Source organism: Corallococcus sp. AB032C (assembly GCF_003668935.1).
Lineage (GTDB): Bacteria > Myxococcota > Myxococcia > Myxococcales > Myxococcaceae > Corallococcus > Corallococcus exiguus.
The window spans coordinates 1-21504 of the sequence record NZ_RAWP01000141.1 but is presented as its reverse complement, the minus strand read 5'-3'; the positions used below and the strand labels follow the sequence as shown (position 1 = coordinate 21504).

General features: G+C 70.6%; 20 protein-coding genes. 12 read left to right on the top strand and 8 right to left on the bottom strand.

Annotated elements, in window-relative coordinates:
- The first annotated feature begins 79 nt into the window (after positions 1 to 79).
- Entirely contained in the window at positions 80 to 1195 is a 1116-nt protein-coding gene (locus D7X99_RS37425; RefSeq protein WP_121781933.1) for an aquaporin, read from the top strand.
- A gap of 81 nt (positions 1196 to 1276) precedes the next feature.
- On the top strand, positions 1277 to 2620 hold the full coding sequence (locus D7X99_RS37420) for an MgtC/SapB family protein (protein WP_121781932.1): 1344 nt from the start codon (positions 1277 to 1279) through the stop codon (positions 2618 to 2620).
- 10 nt (positions 2621 to 2630) lie between these two features.
- Here the strand turns inward: D7X99_RS37420 and D7X99_RS37415 are convergent, their stop codons facing one another.
- The 3 genes from D7X99_RS37415 to D7X99_RS37405 all read right to left on the bottom strand — a co-directional run bounded on the left by D7X99_RS37415 (position 2631) and on the right by D7X99_RS37405 (position 5363).
- On the bottom strand, positions 2631 to 2984 hold the full coding sequence (locus tag D7X99_RS37415) for an SH3 domain-containing protein (protein ID WP_120597372.1): 354 nt from the start codon (positions 2982 to 2984) through the stop codon (positions 2631 to 2633).
- 160 nt (positions 2985 to 3144) lie between these two features.
- Positions 3145 to 4641: an ATP-binding protein gene (locus tag D7X99_RS37410; protein ID WP_121781931.1), complete on the bottom strand. Its 1497-nt coding sequence runs from the start codon at positions 4639 to 4641 to the stop codon at positions 3145 to 3147.
- Positions 4638 to 5363: an ATP/GTP-binding protein gene (locus D7X99_RS37405; RefSeq protein ID WP_120561098.1), complete on the bottom strand. Its 726-nt coding sequence runs from the start codon at positions 5361 to 5363 to the stop codon at positions 4638 to 4640. The genes D7X99_RS37410 and D7X99_RS37405 overlap by 4 nt, the downstream gene beginning before the upstream one ends.
- Before the next feature lie 271 nt (positions 5364 to 5634).
- Here D7X99_RS37405 and D7X99_RS37400 point away from each other — a divergent pair, with 271 nt between their 5' ends.
- The 5 genes from D7X99_RS37400 (at position 5635) to D7X99_RS37380 (ending at position 12199) form a co-directional block, all read left to right on the top strand.
- Complete coding sequence (locus tag D7X99_RS37400; RefSeq protein WP_120579087.1) at positions 5635 to 6174, top strand: N-acetyltransferase; 540 nt, start codon at positions 5635 to 5637, stop codon at positions 6172 to 6174.
- Between the two features lie 183 nt (positions 6175 to 6357).
- Complete coding sequence (locus tag D7X99_RS37395) at positions 6358 to 8217, top strand: type IV pilus twitching motility protein PilT (RefSeq protein ID WP_233614010.1); 1860 nt, start codon at positions 6358 to 6360, stop codon at positions 8215 to 8217.
- Between the two features lies 1 nt (position 8218).
- Complete coding sequence (locus D7X99_RS37390) at positions 8219 to 9325, top strand: type IV pilus twitching motility protein PilT (protein ID WP_121781930.1); 1107 nt, start codon at positions 8219 to 8221, stop codon at positions 9323 to 9325.
- A gap of 120 nt (positions 9326 to 9445) precedes the next feature.
- Positions 9446 to 9880 carry a DUF5684 domain-containing protein gene (locus D7X99_RS37385; protein WP_199753704.1) on the top strand — a complete coding sequence of 145 codons (435 nt, stop codon included), beginning with the start codon at positions 9446 to 9448 and terminating at the stop codon, positions 9878 to 9880.
- Between the two features lie 129 nt (positions 9881 to 10009).
- Positions 10010 to 12199, top strand: a complete 2190-nt coding sequence (locus D7X99_RS37380) for a TonB-dependent receptor (RefSeq protein WP_121781929.1) — start codon at positions 10010 to 10012, stop codon at positions 12197 to 12199.
- On the opposite strand, the gene D7X99_RS37375 is transcribed toward D7X99_RS37380, so the two are convergent.
- From D7X99_RS37375 to D7X99_RS37365, 3 genes are all read right to left on the bottom strand, one after another.
- Positions 12153 to 14150 carry an ATP-dependent DNA helicase gene (locus D7X99_RS37375; protein ID WP_121755111.1) on the bottom strand — a complete coding sequence of 666 codons (1998 nt, stop codon included), beginning with the start codon at positions 14148 to 14150 and terminating at the stop codon, positions 12153 to 12155. The genes D7X99_RS37380 and D7X99_RS37375 overlap by 47 nt on opposite strands.
- 147 nt (positions 14151 to 14297) lie before the next feature.
- The gene (locus D7X99_RS37370; RefSeq protein WP_121781928.1) at positions 14298 to 15056 is read right to left on the bottom strand and encodes a hypothetical protein; all 759 of its coding nucleotides are present in this window, start codon (positions 15054 to 15056) and stop codon (positions 14298 to 14300) included.
- Positions 15053 to 16054 carry a site-2 protease family protein gene (locus D7X99_RS37365; protein WP_121781927.1) on the bottom strand — a complete coding sequence of 334 codons (1002 nt, stop codon included), beginning with the start codon at positions 16052 to 16054 and terminating at the stop codon, positions 15053 to 15055. The genes D7X99_RS37370 and D7X99_RS37365 overlap by 4 nt, the downstream gene beginning before the upstream one ends.
- Positions 16055 to 16269: 215 nt before the next feature.
- Between D7X99_RS37365 and D7X99_RS37360 the strand changes: the two genes are divergently transcribed.
- From D7X99_RS37360 to D7X99_RS37350, 3 genes are all read left to right on the top strand, one after another.
- Positions 16270 to 16617 (top strand): hypothetical protein, encoded by a 348-nt coding sequence (locus tag D7X99_RS37360; protein WP_120579094.1) that lies wholly within the window; start codon positions 16270 to 16272, stop codon positions 16615 to 16617.
- Between the two features lie 84 nt (positions 16618 to 16701).
- Positions 16702 to 17523: a hypothetical protein gene (locus D7X99_RS37355; protein ID WP_121781926.1), complete on the top strand. Its 822-nt coding sequence runs from the start codon at positions 16702 to 16704 to the stop codon at positions 17521 to 17523.
- A gap of 46 nt (positions 17524 to 17569) precedes the next feature.
- Complete coding sequence (locus tag D7X99_RS37350) at positions 17570 to 18283, top strand: HAD family hydrolase (RefSeq protein WP_121781925.1); 714 nt, start codon at positions 17570 to 17572, stop codon at positions 18281 to 18283.
- A 68-nt stretch (positions 18284 to 18351) separates the two neighbouring features.
- On the opposite strand, the gene D7X99_RS37345 is transcribed toward D7X99_RS37350, so the two are convergent.
- On the bottom strand, positions 18352 to 18807 hold the full coding sequence (locus D7X99_RS37345) for a transcriptional regulator (RefSeq protein ID WP_121781924.1): 456 nt from the start codon (positions 18805 to 18807) through the stop codon (positions 18352 to 18354).
- Positions 18808 to 19009: 202 nt separating this feature from the next.
- On the opposite strand from D7X99_RS37345, the gene D7X99_RS37340 reads away from it, so the two are divergent.
- The gene (locus tag D7X99_RS37340) at positions 19010 to 20023 is read left to right on the top strand and encodes a lipid kinase (protein ID WP_233614009.1); all 1014 of its coding nucleotides are present in this window, start codon (positions 19010 to 19012) and stop codon (positions 20021 to 20023) included.
- A gap of 10 nt (positions 20024 to 20033) precedes the next feature.
- Here D7X99_RS37340 and hrcA read toward each other — a convergent pair whose 3' ends face one another.
- A complete protein-coding gene (hrcA, locus tag D7X99_RS37335) occupies positions 20034 to 21065 on the bottom strand; it encodes a heat-inducible transcriptional repressor HrcA (RefSeq protein WP_120579098.1) in 1032 nt (343 codons plus the stop codon).
- Between the two features lie 202 nt (positions 21066 to 21267).
- Here hrcA and D7X99_RS37330 point away from each other — a divergent pair.
- A partial coding sequence (locus D7X99_RS37330) for an EamA family transporter (RefSeq protein WP_147476381.1) occupies positions 21268 to 21504 on the top strand: 237 nt, incomplete at its 3' end.

The window sequence follows — 21504 nt, the reverse complement described above, 5'->3', positions numbered from 1 at the left end:
GGCGGGATGGGAGCGCGTGGCGTTGACGGTGTCGGACCGCCCAGGCATAGGACAGGGAGTGCCCTCTTCCGCCACACCCATGGATTTGCGCCGCCGGCTGGTGACCGAAGCGCTGGGCTGCGGGCTGGTGGTGGTGGCGCTGGAGGGGTCGCACCACGTCGCGGAGCACCTGGGCGCGAGCGCCACCGAGGGACGCCTCTTCATGTCCCTGTCCTGCGGCGCGGTGCTGGCGTGCCTCTTGTGGGTGCTGCGTCCGCTGTCGGGCGCGCATTTGAATCCGGCGCTCACCTTCGCGGACGCGCTGGGGGACCGCACGCCCTGGCGCGAGGTGCCGCTGTACGCGCTGGCGCAGCTGTCCGGCAGCCTGGTGGGCAGGCTCGTGGCGCACCGCATGTGCAATGAGCCGCTGCTGCTCACCGCGAGGATGCCCGCGGCGGACGGGGCGCGGTTCCTCACGGAGATGGTGGCCACGTTCGGGCTGCTGGTGGTGGTGCGAGGCTGCGTGCGGACGCGCCCGTCCGCGACGCCGCTGGCCATCGCGGGGTACGTGGCGGCGACGGTGTGGTTCACGGACTCGCGCTCGCTGGCGAACCCGGCGTTGGTGCTGGCGCGCGCGGCCAGCGCCCACGTGGGCGTGATGAGTCCGTGGGAGGTGGAGTCCTTCGTCGCGGCCCAGCTGTTGGGCGCGGCGCTGGCGGTGTTCCTCTTCCGGTGGCTGCTGGGCGGCACGCCGAAACCCGCCGCCGCGGCGGCAGTGGAGACCGTCGTCTTCGAGTGCGCGGAAGCAGGACCGGCGCACCTGGCCGCCGCCCTCTTCAACTCGCTGGCGCACCCGGACCGGGCGCGAGCGGTGGTGTCGCCGCCGCCGGGCTCGGGCCTGGATGATGGGCCACCGCCCGCCGTGGAGGTGCTGATGCGGGAGGCAAACCTGCGCGCAGCGCCCCTGCGGGACCGGAACGTGCCCGCGTCGCACTACGTTCTCATCGACGTCGCGGACCATGCCCCGGGCATGGACGCGCGCGTGCGCGAGCGCTGGTCATTGCCCGCGCTGTCGTTGAAGGACGAGGCTGGAGCAAAGGCGCTCCAGGCTGCGCTGCGGCCGAGGCTGCATCAGCTCCTGGCGCGACAAGGCTGGGAGCGGCTGCACGTCGTCAGCGGCGGCCCCGCCCCCGAAGGCCCTCGCGCCCTCACCTGACGCGGGGCCCTTTCGCGTGACGGGGTGCGGCGTTGACGTCGGCCCGACACGCGAGCATGACGGTCCGAGAGAGGTTTTCGCATGATGGAAGGTCTTCCCCCCGTCGTCTCCTGGCCACCGCTGCAGACGTTGATGCGGCTGACGCTCGCGCTCGCGGTGGGCCTGTTCGTCGGGCTGGAGCGCGAGTGGCGCGGCAAGGAGGCCGGCCTGCGCACGTTCGGCTTCGCGGCGCTGCTGGGCGGCATGGGCGGCCTCCTGGGCCCGAACTTCGCGCTGCTCAGCCTCGCGCTGCTGGGCGTGCTGCTGTGCTTCCTCAACTGGCAGTCCCTGCGCGCCAACGGCGGCGCGGAGCTGACCACGTCCGCCGCGCTGCTCGTCACCGGCTTCACCGGCGTGCTGTGCGGCCTGGGCCATACGGTGACTCCCGCGGCGGTGGGAGTGACGACGGCGGGCCTGCTCGCGTGGAAGGAGCGGATGGCCACCTTCAGCCACAAAATCACCGCCGAGGAGCTTCGCAGCGCCATCCTGCTGGCCATCCTCGCCTTCGCCATCTACCCGGTGCTGCCCTCGCAGCCGGTGGACCCGTGGGGCCTCATCGAGCCGCGCGCCGCGTGGGTGACCGTCATCCTCATCGCGGCCATCGGCTTCGTGAACTACATGCTGTGGAAGATGTTCGGCACGCACGGCGTGGAGGTGACGGGGTTCCTGGGCGGGCTCGTCAACAGCACCGTCACCGTGGCGGAGCTGGCCAACCGCGTGCGCGAGACCTCCGGACGCCTGCTCGACGTGGCCTACCGGGGCGTGATGCTGGCCACCGCCGCCATGGCGCTGCGCAACGCCGTGCTGTTGGGGCTGCTTTCATTCCGCGCGCTGGTGGACTCCGCCATCCCGCTGGTCCTCATCCTCCTGTCCAGCACGGGACTGGCGCTGGTGCGCTCGCGCGCGGAGGCCACGCCCGGCGCCGAGCCTCCCGCCCTGCCCCTGAAGTCGCCCTTCTCCCTGCCGTCCGCGCTGAAGTTCGGCCTCATCTTCCTGGCGCTCCAGGTGGTGGGCACCGTGGGCCAGACGCTGCTGGGCCGCTGGGGCTTCTACGCGGTGAGCGCCGTGGGCGGACTGGTGTCCAGCGCGTCCGCGGTGGCGTCCGCCGCGTCGCTGTGCGCCAACGGCATCATCTCCCCCACGACGGCAGGAGTGGGCGCCATCATCGCGTCGCTCGCCAGCGCCGCCATCAACTTCATCCTCGTGGCGCGCGTGTCGGAACAGCGGTCGCTCACGCTGCGGCTGGGCCGCGCGCTGGGCGTGGTGATGCTGCTGGGGCTCGTGGGCGCGTTCGTGCAGACGCGGCTGCCCACGTTCCTTCCGGCGGACGCCGGAGGCGCGGAGCTGTTCAAGCCCCACGCCTCCGAACAGCCCCACGCGGACTAACGAAGCGGGCTCAGACGCAGAAGTAGGTCGCGTCCGTCCAGCCCCACTGGCCGGTGGACAGGCGCTGCACGTACATCCAGTTGCCGTCGCGGCTGTACACCTCCACGCCCTCGCCGTAGTTGATCTGCGCGTACACGGCGCCGCCCGGCGAGGTGCGCAGGCCCACGGTGTTCGCGTTGCACACCCAGCGGAAGTACTTCGCGTGCACCGGGCGGTCGTTGTTCTCCTCCTGGGCAGGCGCGTTCACCTGCGTGCCATCCTGCTGCTGCGCCTCCATGTCCTCCGGCGCGCCACCACAGCCCACCGTCAGACCGGCAATAGCGAACGCAGCCACGCCGAACGCGCGGATCGAGAACGTCTTCATGGGCAACTCCAATGTCAGGGGGATTGGGAACTACAGAAAACAGACTATACAGCTTTGAGCCTAAATCAAGCTTAAGCCGTATAAACTCTAAATTCCGGACATGAATCCAGCCATCCGCCTGCACCGTAACTGGCGCGCCGCGGCATGCTGCTGTCTGCCTTTAGAAGCGGTCCGGCTCCGGCATGGGAGGCGCGGCCGTCAAGCCGCGCTCCTGCATGGGCGGGTGCAGGGGCAGTTGGACGATGAAGCGCGAGCCGTGGCCGAACTCGCTCTCCACGCGCACCCGGCCGCCGTGGCCCTCCACCAGGCTCTTCACGATGGCCAGGCCCAGTCCCGCGCCGCCGAACTCGCGCGTGGAGCTGCCATCCACCTGGTAGAAGCTCTGGAAGATGCGCTCGAACTCCTCGGCGCGGATGCCCACGCCGGTGTCCTCCACGCTGATGCGGTAGCCGGGCACGCCCAGCTCCTGCTGCATCGCCGAGTCCGACAGCGTCACCTTCACCCGGCCGCCCGCGGGCGTGAACTTCACCGCGTTGGCCAGCAGGTTCACCACCACCTGGCGCAGCTTGTCCAAATCCCCCGCCAGCCGGGGCTGCGGCGTGTGCGGCAGCCGCACCTCCAGCTCCAGGCCCTTGCGCTGCGCCTGCGGCAGCACGCTGGAGACCGCCGTCTGGATGACGTAGCCAGGATCCACCGGCGCCATGGACAGGCGCAGACGCCCGGCTTCAATCTGGCTCAGGTCCAGCAGCGAGGAGATCATCGAGAGGAGCGTCTCGCCCTTCTCCACGATGGTGCGCACGTACTGGAGCTGCTCCGGGTTGAGTGGCCCCGCCAGCCCCTCCGCCATCATCTCCGAGTAGCCCAGGATGGACGCGAGCGGCGTGCGCAGCTCGTGGCTCACCGTGCCCAGGAAGGTGGACTTCAGCCGGTCCAGCTCCTTCAGCCGCGCGTTCGCCTGCACCAGCCGCGCGTTCTGCGCCTCCAGCTCGCGGTGCACCTCCAGCGTGGATTCCAGGTGCAGGTGCGTGGCCAGGTACGCCTTCTGGCCGCTGGCGACGAGCGCGCCCAGCATCTGGCCGAAGTGGCCCAGCACCTGCGCGGCGGTGCGCTCCGGCACGCGGCGCACGCGGCCCAGCAGCTCCTGCGCGCGCTCCAGGTCCAGCCCGTGGATGCTGGTGAGCGTCTCCGGGAAGTCCGTCAGCTCCTCCGGCGTGAAGGGGCCCAGGATGACCCGGCCCAGGAGGTCGCCGTCCCAGCGCACCGGCATCACCACGTAGCGCAGGCCGGTGAAGCAGGTGAGCGCGATGAGGCCCGCGGACTCGGAGACGTCTCCGTCCGCCACGCGCCCGCCGGCCTCAGGCAGCACGGGGCCGTCCTTCACCCGGCCCACCATGGCGGTGCACGCGTGGCGGCCGTCCGGGAAGGAGAAGACGTAGGCGCAGAAGTCGCCGTGGCCCACCTTCACGTCCGCCAGCTTGTTGCCGCGCGTGTCCAGCACCTTGATGCCCACGCGGTACAGGTCGCTGAAGCCCTTCACCACCTCCGTGAAGGACGGCAGGTCCAGCAGGTCCCCCAGCGACAGCCGCCGCTGGAGCGCGGACTCACGCCGGGGCGCGCTCGCGGTGTTCCGGGATCCTCCGCCTGACGCGCCGTTCATGGCGCCCTCCCGCTCTCCCTGCCGCCAGGCATGGCGCCGGGGCCGTACCGCCCCTCCAGCGCCGTGCCGCTCAGGTCGATGTGACGGAAGATCTGCCCCAGGAACTCTTCCTCGCTCAAGCCCACGTTGCGCGACAGCTGCGCCCGGCCCTCCAGCGCGCGCCAGGCCGTCTGCACCACGGCGTGGAAGGTCTCCACCACGCCCTCGCCTCGCACGGCCACGGAGCCCACCACCGGCTGGCTGCCCCGGCGCTGCACCTCCGCCAGCTCCTCGTCCGTGAGGCTGTCGGGCAGGTCTCGCTTGTTGAACTGGATGACCACCGGCACCTGCGTGGGGTCCAGCTCCATCTCCCGCAGGTTCTCCTGCAGGTTGCGCCAGTAGGCGTTGTTCTCCTGCGCCGCCCCGCGCCGGCTGTCCGCGATGAAGACCACCGCGTCCGCGCCCTGCAGCACCACCCGCCGCGTGGCGTTGTGGATGACCTGACCGGGCACGGTGAAGAGCTTCACCTTCACCTTGAAGCCCGTGGAGGTGGAGAAGAAGACGGGCAGCAGGTCGAAGAAGAGCGTCCGGTCGTCGTGGGTATCCACCGACAGGAGGCGCCCTCGCACGTCCGGCCGCGCCCGCGCGTGCAGCTTGCGCAAATTCGTCGTCTTCCCGCTCAACCCGGGGCCGTAATAGACGATCTTGAGCGTCAGCTCGCGCTGGGCGTGGTTGAGTTGCAAGGGGCTTAAACTCGGACCGAGGGGGACCCGGACAGGGGTTTTATAATGGCCTCACGCCCCGCGCGGAAGGCCGCTCGCAGTCCAGACGGCGGAGCAGGACATGTCTTCCCGGAATGACGCGCCCGCAGGCGGCGTTTCGACAAGTTCCTGCTCCCCGCCTGGGAGGAGGACGTCTCCCCACACGGAAAACAGGACAATGCGCGCGGAATGATCGCGTGCATGGGTATGGGGGGACCGGTTAGGATCGCGGACGCGACGGAGGAGCAAGGCGATGACGATGAAGCAGGTGGACCCTGGCGTCGAGGTGGCGGCCCCCACGCCGGTGCTGGACGGAGCGACGCTCCCCAACGAAATGGTGACCGGGGTCAAATTCGGTCCGCCCACCGACGAGGATCTGACGACGGTGTCGGCCCTGCGCGCCAACTCCGAGCCCTGGAAGGGGCGGGGTGAGTCGCAGGAGGAGAGCCTCAAGGCCCTCACCCAGCTGAAGCCCTTCATCCACGTGGCGCGGCTCCAGAGCCAGGTGGTGGGCTACGTGACGGTGGAGCGCGACGGTCCGGTGCCGGGCGCGGCCTACCTGCGCAACATCGTGGTGAAGCCGGAGCTGCGGCGCCACGGCCTGGGCGCCATGCTGCTGGACAAGGCGCTGGACGCGGCGCGCGACATGTACCGCAAGACCATCGCCCTGCGCGTGGACCCTGCGAACGCGCCCGCGGTGGGCTTCTACCGCAAGGCGGGCTTCACCACGGTGGCCACGGTGGTCTCCAAGAAGTCCGGCAAGCTGCGGCTCCTGATGTCGCGCGAGCTGTAGTCCTGTAGTCCGCGGTACCCCAGCAATCGGTTGGACCCGACGGGAGGGGCCCTCGCACGGCCGCTCCCGTCGTGCGTTTGGGGCATGCCCCCAGGGTGACCTGGAGCGCGGCGGTCGACTATCCTTTCGGGAGTTTCCACCCCGCCGGGCCTGACGCACGGCAGCGGTGGGGCTTCCCCCTGAATGAAACCGCTCGCGGAACTGCTGCGTCATCTCTCGCGTCCTGGAATCACCGAGCTGGCCCTGGCCAGTGGCCGTCCTCCGATGGTGCGCGGCGCCAACGGCTACGAGCCCGTCGATCCAGGCGCCCTCTCCACCGATGATCTCGTGAAGGCCCTCCAGGCGATGGTGGGCATGGCGCGCGCGTCCTCTGTGTCGGAGACGCCGGTGCAATGGACGGTGAACGCCACCGGCCTGGGTTCCCTCAACATCGCCGCGGTGCGCCGGGGCGAGCTGATGAACGTGCGCCTCACGCGAAGCGCGGAAGGCGCTGCGGCCGCCGCGGCTCCAGCGACCGCGGCGGCTCCGGCGGCGCCTGCCGCGCCCACGCGGACGCCCTACGCGGGAATGCCGGCCGTGTCCGCCCAGGCCCCCACGCGCACGCCCTACGCGGGAATGCCCGCGGTCTCCGCGCCCGTGGACGCGGCCGCGCGGGCCGGTGGAATGGGTGCGGGAGCCGCCGCGCGCGGAGCTCCTGGAGGCGCGCCCTCCCACGCGGGCGCCCCTTCACACGCGGGCGCCCCTTCACACGCGAGCGCTCCTGCCCACGCGGGCGCTGCGGCCCATACAGGCGCTCAGTCCCATCCAGGCGCTGCGGCCCACTCCACCGCCAGCGCGAATCCCCCCGCGCGGGTCATCCCCATCTCGCGCGCGACCTCCGCTCCGGGCCGCGACCTGACCGTGCTGCTGGAGCAGGCGCGCAGCATGAGCGCCAGCGACCTGCACCTGGTGGCCGGACGGCCTCCGTTGCTGCGCCTGGCCGGGGAGCTGCTGCCGCAGGACACGCCGCTGTCTCCGGAGACGGTGGAGCGGCTGCTGCTCCCCATCATCCCGGAGCGGCTGCGCCACGTGCTGGAGAAGGACGGCAGCGTGGACTTCGCGCTGGACTCCGAGGAAACCGGCCGCTTCCGCGTCAACGTGTGCCGCCAGCGCACGGGCCTCAAAGGCACCTTCCGCGTCATCCCCCGCGAAATCCCCACCCTGGAGTCGCTGGGCCTGCCCCCGGACATCGCCAAGGCCACGCACCACCACCAGGGCCTCATCGTGCTCACCGGTCCGTCCGGCCACGGCAAGACGAGCACGCTCGCGGCGCTGGTGGACATCATCAACCGTGAAACGACGCACCACGTGCTCACCGTGGAGGATCCGGTGGAGTACGTGCACCCGCGCAAGCGCGCCCTCATCAGCCAGCGCGAGGTGGGCACCAGCACCCGCACCTTCGCCAGCGCCCTCAAGGGCAGCCTCCGCGAGGACCCGGACGTCATCGTCGTGGGCGAGCTGCGCGACACGGAGACCGTGCGCATGGCGCTCGCCGCCAGCGAAACGGGCCACCTGCTCATCAGCACCATGAACACGCCCAGCGCGGCGAAGACCATCGACCGGCTCATCGACCTCTTCCCGCCGGCGGACCAGCAGCAGGTGCGGCTGTCGCTCTCCAGCGGCCTGCGCCTCATCGTCAGCCAGCGGCTGATGCCTGGCACGGACGGCAAGTCCCTGGTCGCCGCCGCCGAGGTGCTCACCGGCTCCGTGGCCCTGGGCAACCTCATCCGCGACAACAAGACGTATCAAATCCCCTCCCTCCAGCAGCGCGGCAAGTCGCTGGGCATCATCCGCTTCGAGGACTCGCTCTCGGACCTGGCCCGCTCCGGAAAGGCGACGCTGGAGACGGTGAAGGGCTTCGCGGAGAACCCGGACGAAATCGAGGCCATGGTGACGGGCAAGCGGCCCGGCGCCGCTCCCACCGTGCCCCCGCCCGCCACCGCCCAGGAGGGCGCGCGGATGCTGTCCAAGGTGGGCTCACTGCTTGGCAAGAAGGGCGCCTGACATGACGGACACCCCTCGCATCGCCGCCTGGTTCGACATCCTGCTCGACAAGAAGGGCAGCGACCTGCACCTGGGCGTGGGCTACCCGCCCCTGGGCCGCATCCGCGGCGAGCTCATGCCCCTGCGCGAAGAAGCCCTCACCACCGAAGAACTGGAGTCATTGCTCTTCGAGATCTGCTCGCCCGAACAGAAGCGGCAGATAACGGAGGAGCTGGACCTGGACTTCGCCTACGGCTACGGCACCAAGGCCCGCTTCCGCGCCAACTACTTCTACCGGATGACTGGCATTGGCGCCGTGTTCCGCACCATCCCCAGCAAGGTGCTGTCACTGGAGGACCTGAAGACGCCGGAGGTGGTGCGCAAGATGGCGGACCGCCGCAGCGGGCTGGTGCTGGTGACGGGCCCCACGGGCTCGGGCAAGTCCACGACGCTCGCCGGGATGATCAACCACATCAACAAGACGCGCCCGGCGCACGTGCTCACCGTGGAGGACCCGGTGGAGTTCGTGCACGAATCGCTCAAGTCCCAGGTCACCCACCGCGAGGTGGGCCCGCACGCCTCCAGCTTCGCCACCGCCATCCGCTCCGCCGGCCGTGAAGACCCCAACGTCATCCTCATCGGCGAGCTCCGCACCAACGAGACGATGAAGCTGGCGCTCCAGTTGGCCAGCTTCGGCGTGCTCGTCTTCGCCACGGTGCACACCAACAGCGCCCCCGCCACCATCGACCGCATCATCAACTCCTTCCCCGCGGACGAGCAGGGCCAGGTGCGCGGCATGCTCGCGGAGTCGCTGGCCGGCATTGTCGCCCAGCAGCTCATCAAGACCGCGGACGGCAAGGGCCGCGTCGCCGCGCTCGAAATCCTGGTGGGCAGCGCCGCCATCGCCGCCATGATTCGCGAGGGCAAGGTGTTCCAGATCGCCTCCAAGATGCAGGCCGGCCAGAACCAGGGCATGCAGACCCTGGACATGCACCTGGAGCGGCTGGTGAAGGACGACGTCATCCTCCCCGAGGCCGCCCTGGAGAAAGCCCAGGACAAGGAGAATTTCGTGAAGGTCATCCAGCGGCTGAAGCCGGACTGGCAGGTGCCGGAGACGCTCAAGGCCTGAGCGGCCTCCCTCGGGCGGGGGAAGGAATTTGCTTTCTCCCCCCGACTTCGCCTTTGTTCGGGAGTGAACTTGGATCCGCCCACGGAGGTGGGTCCTACACTTCCGAGGGGGAAGTCGCTCATGAACGAAGAACAAGCAGAGATGATGCGGCAGGCGATGGAGCAGCAGCAGTCCCAGTCCTCCGGGCCGTTCGCCATCGTGATGTCGCTCGTCTACCTCGCGGTCATCGCCGTGGTGATCGCGGGCATGTGGAAGATGTTCGTCAAGGCGGGGCAGCCCGGCTGGGCGGCGATCGTTCCCTTCTACAACCTCTACATCATGCTCACCATCGTGGGCCGCCCCATCTGGTGGATGGCGCTGTTCCTGCTGTGCCCGCCCGCGGGCTTCATCGCGGGCATCATCATGAGCATCGACTTGGCCAAGTCCTTCGGCAAGAGCACGGGCTTCGGCATTGGCATCGCGTTCCTGGGCTTCATCTTCATCCCGATGCTCGGCTTCGGCGACGCGCAGTACCAGGGCCCGGCCGCCTCCGGCGGTGGCATGGCTGCGGCGTAGTTGTTCCCCACGGCCTTCCGGCCGTGAACGGCGGCGGTGGAGTGGCCCTCCGGGCGCTTCACCGCCGTTCGTGTTTCTGGAGCCCGCCATTGCTCGCCCGGGAGCACGACATCCAGTAGAGCGGGCCCGATGCCTGGACCTCGCGCCGTCTCTCGCTCGTCGCTCTCCCATCGCCTCGCATGGGCGTTGCTGTTGCCCGGCGTGGCCACCGCGCAGACGGTGGACGCGGACACGGCCCGCGAGCCGGAGGCCGCCGCGCTCGTGGCCCCTGCCGAGCCCGAGCCTCAGCCCGAGCCTCCTCGCGACACCCGCACCGTCGTCACCGCCACGCGCCTGCCGCGGCCGCTGCGCGACGTGCCCGCCACCACGGTGGTGATTCCCCGCGAGGAGATGGAACGCAGCCCCACGCTCACGCAGGACGCGCTCATCCGCACGCTGCCGTCCGCGGCCACGTTCCGCCGCACGCCGTCGCTCGTCGCGGACCCCACCGCGCAGGGGCTCAACCTGCGCGGGCTCGCGCCCTCCGGCGTGGCGCGTGGGCTGGTGCTGCTGGACGGGCTTCCCTTCAACGACCCCTACGGAGGCTGGGTCTTCTGGCGCGCCCTGCCCCGCCTGGGCCTGGACCGCGTCGAGGTCGTCCCCACCGGCGGCTCCGCGCTCTATGGCAGCGCCGCGCTGGGCGGAGTGGTGCAGCTGTTCTCCCGGCCCATCACCGGCCCGGTGCTCGACGTCGACCTGTCCGCCGGCAACCTGGGCACCGGCTTCGCCGCCGCTCGCATCGCGGACCGTTGGGGCCGCGTGGGCGCCTCCTTGGAGGTCGAGGGCCTCACCAGCAACGGCTACCGCATCGTCCCCGAAGGCCAGCGCGGCCGCATCGACGGAGACACGCCCTCCAACCACGTCAGCGCCCAGGCTCGCGTCGAAGCAGCGGCCACCGACCGCCTGTCCCTCTCCGCCCGCGCGGGCGTGTTCCGCGAGACGCAGAACGGTGGCACCCAGTACACCGTCGCCAGCGTGGACCTCATGTGGTTCGCCGCGAACGCCCGCCTCCGCACGGACGCCGGCGCCTTCGAGCTGGGCCTCCATGGCCGCACCCAGCACTTCGCCCAGGACCGCGCGCGCGTCGCACCGGACCGCAACTTCGAGATCCGCTCCGCCCTCCAGGACGTGCCCGCGGACGACCAGGGCGGCTCGCTCGTCTGGACCGGTCCAGAGCTGACGCTGGGAGGAACCCACGTGCTCGCAGCGGGCGTGGACGTGCGCCGCTCCCACGGCAGGGCCGACGAGGTGCTCTTCCCCGCCAGCTACACCGCCACGACGCTCTACGCGCGCAACACGCGGGGCACGCAGCTGTCCGGCGGCGTCTTCGTGCAGGACCTCTACACCGTGTCCCCCGCGATGGAGTTCGCCGGCACGCTGCGCTGGGACACATGGCGCAACTTCGACGGCAGCCAGCTGGAGAGCTTCGCGAACGGCACCACCACCGCCACCGCCTTCGAGCCCCGCACCGCGCGCCAGCTCAGTCCGCGCCTGGCCGCGCGCGTGCGCCCGTTGGAGTGGCTCACCCTGCGCGCCTCCGCGTACCGCGCCTTCCGCGCCCCCACCCTCAACGAGCTCTATCGCCCCTTCCAGGTGGGCACCGTCCTCACCGCCGCGAACCCGGACCTGGGCGCCGAGCGCCTCTGGGGCACCGAGGCAGGCGTGGAGGCCACCGGCCCGCGCGGTCTCACCGGTCGCGTCACCGGCTTCTGGAACGTGCTGGACGCGCCCGTCACCAACGTCACCCTCGCCACGCCCCTGCCGGACGGAGCCACGCGCCAGAGACAGAACCTGGGCCGGGCCCGCGTGCGAGGCGTGGAGCTGGGCGCGGACTGGCGCATGTCCCGGCAGTGGACCGCGCTCGCCGCCTATACCTTCGTGGACCCCGTCGTCACGCGCGCCCCCGGTCAGCCCGACCTCGTGGGTCGCCAGCTTCCGCAGGACCCCAGGCATCGCGGCTCGCTCGCGGTCACCTTCGACGACCCGCGCATCGTCTCCGTCACCGCGCAGCTGCGTGTGTTCGGCCCGCAGTACGAGGACGACCTCAACACGCGCGGCATGGGCGGCGCGGCGGTGGTGGACCTGTTCGTGAGCCGCCACCTGTTCTGGAAGGTGGACGCCTTCGGCGCGGTGGAGAACCTCTTCGACCGCCAGTACCTCGCGGGCCGCGCGGGCGTGGACACGCTGGCCCCGCCCTTCCAGGCACGCGTGGGCCTGCGCCTGCGCGACGTGTTCAGCGAATCAAGCGCACGGGCGGCACCGGGCGCACCGGGCCGTTGAACCAGCGGCTCAGCTCCGTCGTGTCCTCCATCCGCTTCGCGGGCGGCAGGCTGGAGAGGAACACGCGGCCGTAGCCCTTGGTCACGATGCGGCGGTCCAGCATCGCGACAATGCCCCGGTCCGCCTGCGTGCGGATGAGCCGCCCGAAGCCCTGCCGCAGCGCCAGCGCCGCCTGCGGCAGCTGGTACTGGTCGAACGGTTCTTCCCCGCGCGCCTGAATCTGACGGATGCGCGCGGCCACCAGCGGGTCTCCAGGAGACGCGAACGGGAGCCGGTCGATGATGACCAGGCTCAGCGCATCCCCGGGCACGTCCACGCCCTCCCAGAAGCTGTGCGCGGCGAAGAGCACGCTGGGCGTCTGGCGGAACGCGTCCAGCAGCTGCTGCTTGGGCCGTTCCCCCTGGAGCAATGCCTGATAGGGCAGCCGCGTCGCCGTCAGCTCGTACGCGCGCACCATGTTGCGCAGGGACGTGAAGAGCACGAACGCGCGCCCGCCCGTCACTTCGCACAGCTGGATGATCTCCTCCGCCGCCGCCTCGATGAAGCCCGGGGCGCTGGGGTCCGGCAGGTGCGTGGGCAGGTACAGCGCGGACTGGCGCGGGAAGTCGAACGGGCTGGGCACCGCCAGCGTGCGCACGCGCGTCACGGGCTGGCCCTCGTCGTCGTACATGCCCATGCGCTTGGCGAAGAAGTCGAAGCGGCTGTCCGCCGCGAGCGTCGCGGAGGTGAACACCACCGTGTCCAGCGCGCCGTAGAGCCGGTCGCGCAGCTCCTTCGCCACGTCGATGGGGCTCGCGCGCAGGAACAGCCCCTTGCCGCGCGCCTCCGCCCAGTACACGTGGTCCGCGGACTCGGACTTCTCCAGGAAGCTGAGCTGCTCCGCCATCTCCTCCGCGCGGCGGTGGATGGCGGCCAGCTCCGGCTCGCGCTCGCTGCCCGCGAAGGACGCCAGCGCGGCCAGGCCTTCCCGCACCTGCTCCAGCGCGCCGGACAGCTTGCCCATCGTCTCCGGGCGCAAGGCCACGGTGGACTCCTGGCTGGACATCCCCAGCGCGCGCGGCGCCTGGAGGAACAGCGCGTCCGCGTGCGAGCGCACCCGCTGGGCCAGCGCGGAGAGCGTCGCGTGGCGCTCATCCTTCGCCTGCAGGGCCGCCACCGCGTCGCGCGACAGCTCCTCCAGCCGGTAGTTGGACACGCTGCACCCGAAGTGGCCGCTGGCCGCGTCCTCCAGCGCGTGCGCCTCGTCGAAGATGACCGCGTCGTAGAAGGGCAGCACCCCTTCCGTGCGCTTGCCGGAGCTGCGCAGCGCCAGGTCCGCGAAGAACAGGTGGTGGTTCACCACCAGCAGGTCCGCGGCCTCCGCGCGCTTGCGCATCCGCGTGACGAAGCACGTGTCGTACTGCGAGCAGCGCGAGCCCAGGCACGTCTCCGACGTGGTGGACAGCCGGGACCACGCGGCGAAGGACTCCGGCAAATCCAGCTCCGCCCGGTCCCCCGTCTCCGTCTGCGTCACCCACTTCTTGAGCAGCGGCCACTGCTTCGCCTCTTCGCGCGAGACGAACTGCGGGTCCTTCTCGAAGGACTCGTAGCGGTGCAGGCACAGGTAGTTGCCGCGCCCCTTGAGGTACGCCGCCTCGAAGCGCAGGCCCAGCTTCTCACTGAGCAGCGGCAGGTCCTTGAAGAACACCTGGTCCTGCAATGTCTTCGTGGCCGTGGACACCACCACCTTGCGCCCCGCCAGGAGCGCGGGCACCAGGTACGCCAGCGTCTTGCCCGTGCCGGTGCCGGCCTCCGCCAAGAGATAACTGCCCTCGGAGAAGGCCCGCTCCACCGCGCGCGCCATCTGGAGCTGCTCCGGGCGGTGCTCGTACGCGGGCAACGCCTCTTCCAGCGCGCCACCAGGCCCCAGCAGGCTGTCGACAGAGAGAGGACGGGTCGCGGGCGCGGACATGCGGCGGTTCGGGGGCAGGAGGACTTGAAGCGGCCCCGCAGGATAACAGCGCCCGGCGTCCCCCGCGCGTTCCCTGACGCGGCCGTGAAGCCCCTTCTCCCGCCCGCCCGGGAAGCGGGCCGGCCAGCGCTCCGCCGGACCCGCCGCCTAGAAGGACGCGCGCATCATCTGGAAGAGCACCAGCAGCAGCACCAGGGACACCACCAGCACGGTGCTCAGCACCGCGGTCTTCATCTTGCGCCCCAGCGCCGGTGAGGGTCCGTCGGAGATGAGCTGCGTCGTGGTCGTCACCCGGCGGACCACTTCATCCCGTCCGCGCAGCGCCTGGGCGTCGTTCGGCGCGCGGGCGAGCCGCACGCGGTACAGCCGGCCCACCATGGCCATCTCGCCCCGCATCATCACCTGGGAAAGCAGGCGGTCGTGCGCGTCCCAGTCGTGCCAGGTCTCCAGCAGCTCGCGCCACTCCTGGGCCAGGGCTTCGGAGGGCTGGTGCTCGTCCGGGATGAAGTTGGCGTAGACCAGTCCGCACGCCGAGCAGGCCCCGGCGTCGTCGCGCATGGGCGCCACACACTTGGGGCAGTGGCCCGGAGGCGCCTGGAAGGGGTCTCCGTCCAGCGCGAGCGGGGCCGCGGCGGGAGCATCCGGACGCACCACCCGCAGCGCGGTGACACTGGGCCGAGCGAGAGGTGACGGCGGAGGGGCCGCGTAGGGCGCCGCCACCGCGAGGTCCTCCACGCCGTCATGCGCAGGAGTGGGCGCGGGCCGAGGGGATGCCGGCTTGGAGAGGGAAGGGGCCGCCCGAGTCCACGCACCACACGCCGGGCACGCCACGGCCAGCGCGTGCTCCTCGAGGACGTAGGTCTCCACCTTGACCAGTCGGTCGCAGCTTTCGCACTGGTACTTCATGACCACACCTCTCGCAGCGGGATGGGCATCGCGCACCCTACCAGCGCCAACAGGCACAGCGCGCAGATGACCTTGCGCGAAGTGCTCAGGGGCTCCTCCGGCCGCAACACCTCCGGGTGGCCGAAGCCCACGACCTTGCTCGCCACCACCAGCCACAGGCCCCATGACGCGGTGACGAACACGGTGAGGAAGAGCAGCACCACCGCCACGCCCCGGCCCACCAGACGGGCCCGGGGCCCCAGCGCCGCGAACGTCAGGTGCCCGCCGTCCAGCTGCCCCACTGGCAGCAGGTTGAGCAGCGTCACCAGCAGGCCGAACCACGCCGCCATCACCACCGGGTGCACCACCACGTCCTTGCCCTCCGGCAGCGGGCCCAGCGCCAGCCACGTCAGCGCCTTCATGAGGAGGTTGTCGCCAAAGTGCGTCTGGTGGCTCGTGTAGACGGGCTCCATCGCGGGCGGCGCCTGCGTCACCTTCTCCATCACCCAGCGCAGCAGCTCCTGCCCCAGCACCCACAGCGACGACTCGCCGGGGAACGCGGACGGCACCGGCGGCGAGTCCACCACCGTGGAGTGCAACAGCCCCCAGTAGAGCAGCGGCAGCGCCACCACCAGGCCCGCCAGCGGCCCCGCGGCGCCAATGTCCACCAGCGCGTTGCGTGTGGGGATGCGCCCGCGCAGCCGGATGACCGCGCCCAGCGTGCCCAGGCTCCCCGGCACCGGCAGCGGGATGAAGTACGGCAGCGACGTGTCCACCTTGTGCCACCGCGCGAGCACGTAGTGCCCCATCTCGTGCGAGCCCAGGATGGCCAGCAGCGACCCGCTGAAGAACAGCGCCTGGGTCCGGTCCTCCGCGAGCAGCCCGCCCCCACTGAACGGGAACGAGCGGCCGAAGAGCAGCAGGTACGCGAGGAACGTCGTCCCCAGCGTCACCACGAAGAGCAGCAGGTGCAGCCAGACGCGGGCAGGGGCGGGACGTGGAACGGAAACCGGGTGCATGCGCGAAGATGCCTCACGTCCGCGAGAGGGGCGACCGCTCCCGCTCCGCCCGCCGGATGAAGTGTCCAACAGAACTCGGAATAACCCGCCCCGGGTCCTTGACTTGAAAAAGCCTTCTGCTACGACCCCGGCCGCTTGAGGTCTTACTGAACGGCGGAGTGCCTGTCCGGGCCGCTCCGTCACCATCCAAGCCACCATCAGTTGGGGAGATAACCATGAAGAAGTTCATCCTGTCCGCCGTCGCCGCCGCTTCCCTCGTGGGCTGCACGAGCGTCGAGTCCGCCATCGTCTCCGGCTCCGAGATCGCCGCCAACGGCGAGGCCGTGGCCGTCATCCAGGGCAGCTCGCTGGGCCTGACCGCGATCTTCCACATCATCGACATCGTTCAGAGCGACCTGGACACCGTGGTGAACAAGCTCCTCATCACCGAGGCGAAGGCCATGGGCGCCTCCAAGGTGGACCTGAAGTCGGCGTCCACCACGCCCCGTCACGGCATCTTCGCCCTGTTCGGCACCATCATCGGCATCACCAGCTCCTCCGCGACCGGCGTGGCGGTGAAGTAGTCCAAGCTGCCTCCTCACCGAGGCAGTCCGAAGGCCCCCTGGGAACAGCGGGGCCTTTTCCATTTCCAGCCCCCGAGCCTTCCCATGCGCGCCCTCCTCCTCGTGCCCCTCGTGGGCCTCCTCGCGTGCCGTTCGTCCTCGTCCGGAGGCGCGAACGACGCGGAGTTGATGGCCCAGGTGCGAGAGAAGCTGGCCGCGCGCGACGCGAAGCTGACGGCCTACCAGTTGGAGGGCACCCAGACGGAAGGGGACACCGCCTCCGCGGGCTTCACCTTCGCGTACCGCGCGCCCCAGAAGATGCGCGGCACCGTGTCCGCGCCCCAGGCCCGGCAGGTGTGGTGGGACGGCAAGCACCTGTACGAGCAGGTGGAGGCGACGAAGCAGTTCACCACCTTCACGTCCCAGGTCTCCGCGGAGAAGCTGTCCGCGTTCCTCACCGAAATCTTCACCCCCTTCGTGCCGGACGGCTTCCGCGCGCCGCTGCTGCTGCGCAGCGCGAAGGCGAAGCGCACCGCGAGCCGGCCCCAGGCGAAGGAGGCCGTGGAGCTGACCATGGCGCTGGAGGGCGAGGCGGGCGGCGGCGTGGAGGTGACGTACGTGCTGCGCTGGCCCTCGCTGGACTTCCTGGCCAAGAAGACGCGCGCGCCGGACGGCACCCGGGCGGAGGTGCGGATGGAGGAGGAGCACTGCGACACGGACCTGGGCCTGTGCGTGCCCAGGAAGCTGACGCGCTGGCTGGGGGACGCGAAGCAGGGGGAGACGGTGCTGTCGAAGGTGGACCTGAAGACGCCGCTGCCCAACGACGCGTTCACCCCCGCCGCTCCGGAGGGATACAGCGTGCAGACCCGGACACTCGTGGACAGCGAAGCGCAGGAGAGTGGACCGAAGTCACCCACGGGCGGTTGACCAGCACGCCGGCCATCGCCACCTTGGCGGCGGAGGTTTGCCGCGCATGGTCGAGAACGTCATCTTCGACGTGGATGGAACGCTGATCGACTCGGTGGACGAGCACGCCGAGGCCTGGCGCCGGTCGTTCATCGAGTTCGGGCGAGACATCCCGTTCGCTCACGTGCGCAGCCAGATTGGCAAGGGCGCGGACCAGCTGTTGCCCGTCTTCTTCAACGACGAGGAGCTGGAGCGCTTCGGAAAGGACCTGGAGGAGGACCGCTCCGCGCGCTTCAAGCGCGAGTTCCTCCCCAAGGTGCGCCCCTTCCCGCGTGTGAAGGAGCTGTTCCAGCTGCTGCGCAAGCGCGGCCGCAAGATTGCCCTGGCCTCCAGCGCCAAGGACGACGAGCTCAAGCGCTACGTGGAGCTGTGCGGCATCGACGGCCTGTTCGAGGCGAAGACGAACAAGGACGAGGTCGACAAGAGCAAGCCGCACCCGGACATCTTCGAGGCGGCGCTCGTGAAGCTGGGCAAGCCGGACCCCGCCACGGTGGTGGTGGTGGGCGACACGCCCTACGACGCGCTGGCCGCGGGCAAGCTGCACCTGGCGTCCGTGGGTGTGCTGTGCGGCGGCTTCCGCGCGGAGGACCTGCGCACGGCCGGCTGCCGCACGCTGGTGAAGGACCCCGCGGAGCTGCTGCGCCGACTGGAAGAGGACCCGGAGGCCTGGCCCTGGGACGCGGCGTCGCGAGACACCTCCAAGGACGAGGAGTCGCGCTGAAGCCCGTGACAGGGTGAAGGCGTCCCCGGCGGCCACGGAAGCGTGGCCACCGGTGGAGCCCCTCGGGACTACTTGCGCGAACCGCCCCGCTTCGCGCGTGAACGGGACGCCGTGCTCTTGCGAGCCGTCCCCCGGCGCGCGGTGCTCTTGCGGGCCGTGGAGCGCTTGCCGGCGGTGCCGGTGCGCGAGGAGGCCTTGCGGCCGGTGGTGGTGCGCCGGGCCCGGGTGGGCGCGGCCTTCTTGCGGCTGGAGGTGGCGCTCTTCTTCGCGGTGGCGGCGCGGCGCTTGCCGCCCACGCGTCCTGCCTTGCGCGCGTTCTTGCGGGCCGCGGGGCGCCGACGGGCCGCCTTCGCCTTGCTGCCGGAGCCGCCCTTCATCCCGCCACCGGTGAGCTTGTTCACGGTGGCGTACGCGCGGGCCTCCGCGGTCTTCTCACCGACGCCCTTGTCCTCGTAGCCCTTCTCGATGTGCGCGGCCATGCGCTTCTGCTTCGCCGAGTACTTGTCCTTGCTTCCTCGTGCCATTCAAACCCTCCTGGAGAACGTCCCGGCGCGGGTCCGTGGCACGGAGTCCGCGTCGCCTGGAAGGTGAACACGTCTACCCAGGGAGGGAACCCGCCAGCCCCCTACCCATGTCCACCCGCGGAAGCTCTCCGAGAGTCGCGGTGGGGAATGGACAGAGCCCCTGCCCTTTTCTCCCGGGTCCCGCTGGTGCCGGAAGACGGTCGTGCGCAGCTTGGAGGCGCTGCATTCAAAGCCGAGGTTTCCCCTGGAACCCGCACTCAACGCGCCTCCGCGCCTTCGTCACGTGGACGAGGGGCCCGCGGTCCTGGTGGTGAATACGCGCTCGCGCTCGGGGCGTGACGCCTTCGAGACCGCCCGAGCGCTGCTGGCCGCCCACGACATCCCGCTCATGGCCGCGCACGCACTGACGCGGCCCAAGCGCCTGCGCAAGGTGGTGGAGGAGGCCATCGCCCAGGGGGCCCGCCGAATCCTCGTGGGAGGAGGCGACGGCACCATCAGCTGCGCGGCGCAGGCCCTGATGGGGCGCGACGTGACGCTGGGCGTGGTGCCGCTGGGCACCGGCAACGACTTCGCCCGCTCGCTGGGCATCCCGGACACGCTGGAGGCCGCGTGTGACGTCATCGCTGGCGGCTACACGGCGCGCGTGGACGTGGGGCTCATCAACGGGCGGCCCTTCCTCAACGCCGCCAGCCTGGGGCTCACCACCGCCATCGCGAAGCGGCTCACGCAGGAGTTGAAGCAGCGCGCCGGCAAGCTGGCCTATCCCATGGCCGCCGCCGCGGAGATGCGCACGCTGCAGCCCTTCCACGTCCGGCTCCAGGCGGATGGCCGGACGCTGGAGGTGGACGCGCTCCAACTGGTGGTGGGCAACGGCCGCTACCACGGCGCGGGCAACATGGTGGCGCCGGACGCGACGCTGGACGACCGCCGCTTCCACGTCTACGCCATCACCGCGCCCTCCATGGCGGACGGCGGGGAGCGCACGGGGTTGGGCCACCTGCAGGACGTGGCCACGCTGGCGCGCGTGGCGCTGGGCATGAGGAGCGGCGGGCACCTGGAGCACGAGTCCGTCGTGCACCTGCACACCTCGCGGCTCGTCGTGGAGACGGAGCCGCCCATGGAGGTGAACGCGGACGGAGAGAACGTGGGCATGACGCCCATGCGCTTCGAGGTCGCCCCCGCGGCGCTGCGCGTCTACGCGCCCGCGCCGCAGTAGGGGCTTCGCGCTACACCTTCTCCAGCACGCTGGAGAGCACCTGGGCGGTGAAGTTCACCAGGGGAATCACGCGCCGGTAGTCCATGCGCGTGGGCCCGATGACGCCGACAGTGCCCAGCACCGCCTCCGCCGTGCCGTAGGGGCTGGCGATGACGGTGACGTCGCCGGCGGCGGAGAACTCGCTCTCCGCGCCGATGAAGACGTGCATCTCCTTGGTGCGCTGCACGCGGTCCAGCAGGTGCAGCAGCTTGTGCTTCTCATCCAGGGCGCGGAACAGCGCGCGGATGCGCTCCACGTCCGCGAACTCCGGCTGCTCCAGGAAGGAGCCGGTGCCTTCGATGAGCACGCGCTCCGGCGTCTGCAGGTCGGTGGCGGCGGCGCCCAGCTTGAGCGCCTTGGCGGTGAGCGCGTTGTAGAGGGCCTGCTCCTGGTCCATCTCCGCGCGGATGCGCTCGCGCGCCTCTTCCAGGGGCACCTGGTGCAGCAGTTCGGAGAGGTAGTTGCTGGCCTTGATGAGCTCGTCGGACGTCACCGGGAAGTCCACGGTGAGGGCCTTGTTGTGCACCTGGCCGTTCTGGCCCACGAGCACGGCGAGCACGCGGTTCTCGCGCAGGCGCAGGAACTCGATGCGTTGGAACACGGCGGCGTCGACGCGGGGGGTGAGCACGACGCCCGCGTGGCGCGTGAGCGAGTGCAGCACGCGGCTGGCTTCCGACAGCACCTCGTCCAGGCTGGACTCGTGGACGAGCCCGGCGTGGATGAGCTCGCGGTCGCGGGGGGCGGGGTCGCGCAGCTTCACCAGGGTGTCCACGTAGAAGCGGTAGCCCCGGTCGGTGGGCACGCGGCCGGCGGACGTGTGGGGCTTCTCCAGGAAGCCCAGGGCCTCCAGGTCGGCGAGCACGTTGCGCATGGTCGCGGAAGACACTTCGAACTCGCCTCTGCGAGTCAGCTGCTGGCTGCCGACCGGGCCGCCGGTGGTGATGTACTCCTGCACCACGGCTCGGAGGACTTCCTTCTCGCGCTCACCCAATTCGTCGGGCATTCCCGCTCACGCTCCGGTGGCTGTCGACCCGACCTCCGGGTCTTCATGCCTCCTGTAGAATTCTAAAAGGGACGCCCGAGGCATTCAATTGGGAGGGCCTCTCTGGCAGGCAGGCGGGGCGCTGGTCCGACTGCCTGCGTGGCACGGGTACGGCAAAGCGCACATCGCACGGGAGGGAGGTGGGGGTTAGAAGGCCGCCGCCGTGACGACCGCGACCGTGACCCCCGACGTAGCCGAGCCCGCGCCCCACCGGGGTCGCCTGCTGTTCAGCCTTTTCGCGCTCTACGTCATCTGGGGGTCCACCTACCTGGCGATGCGGTTCGCGCTGACGGGTTTTCCGCCGTTCCGGATGGCGGGGATGCGCTTCCTCCTGGCGGGTGGGGTGTTGTTCGCGGGGTTGCGGCTGAAGGGGCAGCCGGGGCCGGGCCTGCGGCAGTGG

Bases quoted from the DNA above. Each gene is read 5' to 3' on its own strand.
- D7X99_RS37425 (WP_121781933.1), top strand. From the start codon at position 80: ATGGATTTGCGCCGCCGGCTGGTGACCGAAGCGCTGGGCTGCGGGCTG.
- D7X99_RS37420 (WP_121781932.1), top strand. From the start codon at position 1,277: ATGATGGAAGGTCTTCCCCCCGTCGTCTCCTGGCCACCGCTGCAGACG.
- D7X99_RS37415 (WP_120597372.1), bottom strand. From the start codon at position 2,984: ATGAAGACGTTCTCGATCCGCGCGTTCGGCGTGGCTGCGTTCGCTATT.
- D7X99_RS37410 (WP_121781931.1), bottom strand. From the start codon at position 4,641: ATGAACGGCGCGTCAGGCGGAGGATCCCGGAACACCGCGAGCGCGCCC.
- D7X99_RS37400 (WP_120579087.1), top strand. From the start codon at position 5,635: ATGACGATGAAGCAGGTGGACCCTGGCGTCGAGGTGGCGGCCCCCACG.
- D7X99_RS37395 (WP_233614010.1), top strand. From the start codon at position 6,358: ATGAAACCGCTCGCGGAACTGCTGCGTCATCTCTCGCGTCCTGGAATC.
- D7X99_RS37390 (WP_121781930.1), top strand. From the start codon at position 8,219: ATGACGGACACCCCTCGCATCGCCGCCTGGTTCGACATCCTGCTCGAC.
- D7X99_RS37385 (WP_199753704.1), top strand. From the start codon at position 9,446: ATGAACGAAGAACAAGCAGAGATGATGCGGCAGGCGATGGAGCAGCAG.
- D7X99_RS37380 (WP_121781929.1), top strand. From the start codon at position 10,010: ATGCCTGGACCTCGCGCCGTCTCTCGCTCGTCGCTCTCCCATCGCCTC.
- D7X99_RS37375 (WP_121755111.1), bottom strand. From the start codon at position 14,150: ATGTCCGCGCCCGCGACCCGTCCTCTCTCTGTCGACAGCCTGCTGGGG.
- D7X99_RS37370 (WP_121781928.1), bottom strand. From the start codon at position 15,056: ATGAAGTACCAGTGCGAAAGCTGCGACCGACTGGTCAAGGTGGAGACC.
- D7X99_RS37365 (WP_121781927.1), bottom strand. From the start codon at position 16,054: ATGCACCCGGTTTCCGTTCCACGTCCCGCCCCTGCCCGCGTCTGGCTG.
- D7X99_RS37360 (WP_120579094.1), top strand. From the start codon at position 16,270: ATGAAGAAGTTCATCCTGTCCGCCGTCGCCGCCGCTTCCCTCGTGGGC.
- D7X99_RS37355 (WP_121781926.1), top strand. From the start codon at position 16,702: ATGCGCGCCCTCCTCCTCGTGCCCCTCGTGGGCCTCCTCGCGTGCCGT.
- D7X99_RS37350 (WP_121781925.1), top strand. From the start codon at position 17,570: ATGGTCGAGAACGTCATCTTCGACGTGGATGGAACGCTGATCGACTCG.
- D7X99_RS37345 (WP_121781924.1), bottom strand. From the start codon at position 18,807: ATGGCACGAGGAAGCAAGGACAAGTACTCGGCGAAGCAGAAGCGCATG.
- hrcA (WP_120579098.1), bottom strand. From the start codon at position 21,065: ATGCCCGACGAATTGGGTGAGCGCGAGAAGGAAGTCCTCCGAGCCGTG.